The organism is Corallococcus sp. 4LFB (assembly GCF_046520365.1).
Classification (GTDB): domain Bacteria; phylum Myxococcota; class Myxococcia; order Myxococcales; family Myxococcaceae; genus Corallococcus; species Corallococcus caeni.
This window is the reverse complement of the sequence record NZ_JBKGHJ010000616.1, coordinates 1-4,183: the sequence shown is the minus strand read 5'-3', so window position 1 is coordinate 4,183 and position 4,183 is coordinate 1. Positions and strand designations below refer to the sequence as shown.

The window sequence follows — 4,183 nt, the reverse complement described above, 5'->3', positions numbered from 1 at the left end:
CGCGGCGCTGCTGCCCATCGCGGTGGCGCTGGTCCTCCCCGGCGACGCGACGGGCGAGGCCGCCCTGTTCGCGGGAGGCTCCGGCCTGCTGTACGCGGCGCTGGGCGCGGTGGAGCGCAGCCGGATGTTCGGTGCGTTCGCGGCGGCCGCCTGCAACCTGGCGCTGCTGCTCGCCGCGCTCGCGTTCGGCCTGGAGGGGCTGGAGGTGTACCTGGCGCCGCTGGGGCTGCTGCTCCTGATGATGGGACAGCTCTTCACGTCCAGCCTCCCGCACGCGGCGCGCAACGCGGTGCGCGTCCTGGGCGGGCTGCTGCTGTACGTGCCCGCGGCGGCGAAGCTGGCGGCCCGGATGGGCGAGTCCGCGGACGGGACGTACGCGGTGGTCTTTGGCGCCGTCTGTCTTCTGGGGGTGGCGGTGGGCATGGCCTTGAGGATCCGCGCCTACCTGGCCCTGGGGACGTTGTTCCTCCTGCTGGACGTGGTGGCCAACCTGCTCGACGCGGGGCTCCGGGACCACCGCATCGGCTTCCTGGTGATGACCCTGGCGGGCCTGAGCATCGTCACCGGCCGCGTGATGGCGACCCTCAAGCGGCGGGAGTGGGAGCTGCTGCTGGGGCGCGTGCGCGTCCAGCTGCGTGGGTGGGATTGAGGCCCCGGGCCGCCCCCAACGTGGGGCCTCCGGGGCACGGACGGATTCCGTGCATCGTTTCGCTCCCCGGGGGCTCCTGGGAAACGTGAACGCGTCCTTCAAAGCCCTGCCGGTGTGCCTGTTCCTGCTCCTGACCGCGCGTGTCCAGGCCGCACCGCCCGTCGCGCCGAAGCCCGGGCCCGCACGGTCCGTGAGCGGCCCGTCCGACGCCGAGCGCTACGCGCGCCGCTGCCAGTCCCAGACGTCCAGCGCATCGCCCGGCCCCAGGGGACGATGCTGTGGGGCACCAAGCGCAGCTGGGACGCGGAGAAGCCGTCGGACGAGCGCACCAGCGTGCTCGTGTCCGTGGCGCTGGACTCCCCCCGGCAGGCGGAGGCCGGGGTGACGGCCCTGCGCTTCGAGGGTGGCCGCCTGTGGGCGGTCCCCGCACCGGAGACCGGGGCGACGGCCAGCGACGTGGTGGGCACCGTGCTCCAGGGCACCGCCAGCGACGGCAAGCCCGTGGAGGTGGCCATCTGCGGCGCGGAGCCCGCGGCGGATGATCCGGGCCGGGTCTTCTACCGCATCGAGGCCTGGAACGCGGTGGCGCGCGAGTGGGAGAACCCCTGCGTCGCGCTGGACCGCTCCCCCGCGCCCCGGGCGCTCGCGGTGGGCGGCGTGTGGGACGCGAGCGGGGCCCACGCCGACGCTGCGGACCGCGTCACCTTCGCGTGTGAGAACGGCGCCATCTCCAAGTGCATCCTCTGGGGCTACGCGCCCTGGGCCTCGCGCGACGGGCAGTCGCTGGCCGGGCTCCACCAGGCGTGCACCCGGCTGGCCCGCGCGGACTACTGCGGCAACGGCCGGAGCCACACGCGCCAGGACACCACCATCGACATCTATGACGGGATGGGCGTGCTGGAGCGCGCGACCGAGGTGACGCGGGAGTGGGACCCGGCGAAGGGGTCCTTCGAGGCGGCCTGGGCCCCCGACGGCGCCACCTGCCTCTCCCGCACGCGGGATAACCGCGCGCTGGACCTCATCCTCCAGGAGTGCCCCGGCCGGTTCCAGGCGGACACGGGCAACGCGGGCGACGCGGGCGAGCGCTGCACGGTGCGCCGCGGCGACGTGAAGCCCGGGGCCGCGCTGCTGCGCAACCTGTCCTACGGGCCTCCGAAGGCGGACGCCGCGCGGGAGCGGTAGGTCAGCCCTCGGACGGCGGCTCGCGCTTCTCGTCGAGCAGCTGGCTGAGGGTCAGGTCCAGCTGGCTGTCCACGAAGGCGATGAAGCTCTGGAAGTCCTCCGTGGAGAGGCCCAGCTGTTCCTGGAGGCGGCGCCGGGTCTCCGCGTAGACCTGCTGCTGCACCCGCTTGAGCCAGCGGGAGATGGTGGACTGGTTGACGCGGAAGAGCGGCGCCATCTCATACGTGGAGAGCCGGTCGGCGAAGTGGAGGCGGAGCAGATGGCGGTCCTCGGCCGACAGCGTGGAGGCGGCCTCGCGCACGGCCTGGCGGAAGGCCGCGTGGTGGCGGCGCTTCATCACGTCCAGCTCCGGATCCAGGCCCTGCGCGGGCAGCGCCTTGAACAGCTCCTCCGCGTCGTCGTCCGTGGAGGGCTTCTCCTGGCCGCGCAGCTTGTTCGCGATGCGCCCGGCGATGACGACCACCCAGCTCAAGAGGCCGCCCCGCCCCGTGTAGTCCGCGATGGCGGGCGTGTGTCCGGCGTTGGCCACCAGCAGCTTCACGCCCACCCGCTGGCGGACCTCGTCGATCATCGCGTCGGGTTGCCGCAGGCCGCGCAGCCGCTCCGGCAGCCGGGCCAGGTAGTGGCGCTCCAGGGCCTCGTGCGCGGCGGAGTGGCCCTGGAGGCACGCGCACGCGAGGTACAGCTCCGCCAGGGACAGGCCGGAGACGAGCGGCGCGATGGGGGTGGTGGGGCTCGCCGGGGGGAGCCGCTCCGCGACGTGGGTCACGAAGCTGGTGGCGGGCAGCGCGACCCCGGGCCAGCGGGCCTGCGCGTCCTCCCAGGCGCGCGACAGCAGGGCGTCGAGCGCCGCGAGGTCCTCCGGCGAGGGGGGCACGAAACGCGTCTTCGTGTGCGAGAGGAAGGTCGCGGCCAGTGCGGGCACCTGGGACATGCGCAAGGCCATACCATGCCGCGCCCCCGCCCGCCCCCACGCACGCCGCGTGCACAGCGCGGGAGGCACTGTCCGCGGGTGTCATTGAACGCCGCGCGCCCCGTGGCTAGCGTGACGGCCCGGCCCCCGTGATCGCGACCCCTTCCAGCTGCCTGACCGACGAGGTCCTGGTCGAGCTCCTCGAGGACCAGCTGACGGACGAGGCGCTGGCGCAGGTGCACCGCCACGCCGCCGGGTGCGCGGAGTGCCGCGGCCTGCTGGCCACGCTCACGCCCGGCATCCAGCGCTCGGAGGTGGACGCCCCCCGGGAGCGGGAGACGGACAGCCTGCCGCCGGAGCCGGTGCCCTGGACGCCGCCGCCCACGTTGCGATGCGTTCCGCCTGGAGCGCCCGCTGGGCCGGGGGGGCATGGGCATCGTCTACCTCGCGCACGACACGTCACTGGACCGGCGCGTGGCGGTGAAGTTCATGGCGGCGGCGCGGCCGGATGAGCGCTTCCGCGACCTGTTCACGACGGAGGCGCGGGCGCTCGCGCGGCTGCAGCACGCGAACATCGTCAGCGTGTTCAGCGTGGGCGCGGTGGACGGCCATCCGTACATCGTCTCCGAGTACGTCGTCGGAGAGACGCTCGCGGAGCTGCCCCTGCCGGTGCCGTGGCGGCGGGTGCTGCCGCTGGGCGTGGGCCTGGCGCGGGGGCTCGCGGCGGCGCACCGCCAGGGCGTCCTCCACCGCGACCTCAAGCCCTCCAACGCGCTCGTCACGCGCGAGGGCGAGGTGAAGCTGCTCGACTTCGGCCTCGCGGAGCGCTTCGACGTGGGCGCGGAGCTGGCGTCCGGCTCGCCGCTGCTCGTGGGCACGCTGCCGTACATGGCGCCGGAGGTGATTGCCGGAGGTCCCGCGAGCGCCCGCAGCGACCTGTACGCGCTGGGCCTCATCCTCCACGAGCTGTGCACGGGCCAGGTGCCCCGCCGCGCCTCGCGCCGTCCGGAGGACACGCCGCCCCGCGCCGCGCTGGGCCCGGAGGTGGACCCGGACTTCGCCGCCATCATCCTGCGCTGCCTCGCGGTGGATCCGCACGAGCGCTTCGCTTCGGCGGAGGCGCTGAGCGAAGCGCTGGAGCAGCTGGAGCGCTCCATCGCGCCCGCGCCGCTGGGCGCCGGCAATCCCTATCGCGGCCTGGCGCCGTTCGCGGCCGAGCACCGGTCGCTCTTCTTCGGACGCGAGGGCGACATCCGCGCCGTGCTGGAGCGCCTGCGCACGCGCCCGCTGGTCCTCGTCGCGGGCGACTCTGGAACGGGCAAGTCCTCGCTGTGCCGCGCGGGGGTGCTGCCCCGGGTGCGGCCGGAGACCTGGGCGACGGGCGGGAGCCGCACGTCCTCACGCTGTGGCCCGGCCACCGCCCGCTCGAAGCGCTGGCC

General features: G+C 74.6%; 4 protein-coding genes and 1 pseudogene. 4 read left to right on the top strand and 1 reads right to left on the bottom strand.

Annotated elements, in window-relative coordinates:
• Both ACLEQD_RS38115 and ACLEQD_RS38110 read left to right on the top strand, forming a co-directional pair.
• Positions 1 to 649 (top strand): annotated as a pseudogene (locus ACLEQD_RS38115) (hypothetical protein); the annotation flags it as partial.
• A 273-nt stretch (positions 650 to 922) separates the two neighbouring features.
• Positions 923 to 1,831, top strand: a complete 909-nt coding sequence (locus ACLEQD_RS38110; RefSeq protein ID WP_410390761.1) for an ADYC domain-containing protein — start codon at positions 923 to 925, stop codon at positions 1,829 to 1,831.
• A gap of 1 nt (position 1,832) precedes the next feature.
• Here ACLEQD_RS38110 and ACLEQD_RS38105 read toward each other — a convergent pair whose 3' ends face one another.
• The gene (locus tag ACLEQD_RS38105) at positions 1,833 to 2,765 is read right to left on the bottom strand and encodes a sigma-70 family RNA polymerase sigma factor (protein ID WP_410390760.1); all 933 of its coding nucleotides are present in this window, start codon (positions 2,763 to 2,765) and stop codon (positions 1,833 to 1,835) included.
• A gap of 128 nt (positions 2,766 to 2,893) precedes the next feature.
• Between ACLEQD_RS38105 and ACLEQD_RS38100 the strand changes: the two genes are divergently transcribed.
• Together ACLEQD_RS38100 and ACLEQD_RS38095 are read left to right on the top strand one after the other, a co-directional pair.
• Positions 2,894 to 3,256 carry a hypothetical protein gene (locus ACLEQD_RS38100; protein WP_410390759.1) on the top strand — a complete coding sequence of 121 codons (363 nt, stop codon included), beginning with the start codon at positions 2,894 to 2,896 and terminating at the stop codon, positions 3,254 to 3,256.
• A partial coding sequence (locus tag ACLEQD_RS38095; RefSeq protein ID WP_410390758.1) for a protein kinase domain-containing protein occupies positions 3,174 to 4,183 on the top strand: 1,010 nt, incomplete at its 3' end. The genes ACLEQD_RS38100 and ACLEQD_RS38095, both read left to right, overlap by 83 nt.

Bases quoted from the DNA above. Each gene is read 5' to 3' on its own strand.
- ACLEQD_RS38110 (WP_410390761.1), top strand. From the start codon at position 923: ATGCTGTGGGGCACCAAGCGCAGCTGGGACGCGGAGAAGCCGTCGGAC.
- ACLEQD_RS38105 (WP_410390760.1), bottom strand. From the start codon at position 2,765: ATGTCCCAGGTGCCCGCACTGGCCGCGACCTTCCTCTCGCACACGAAG.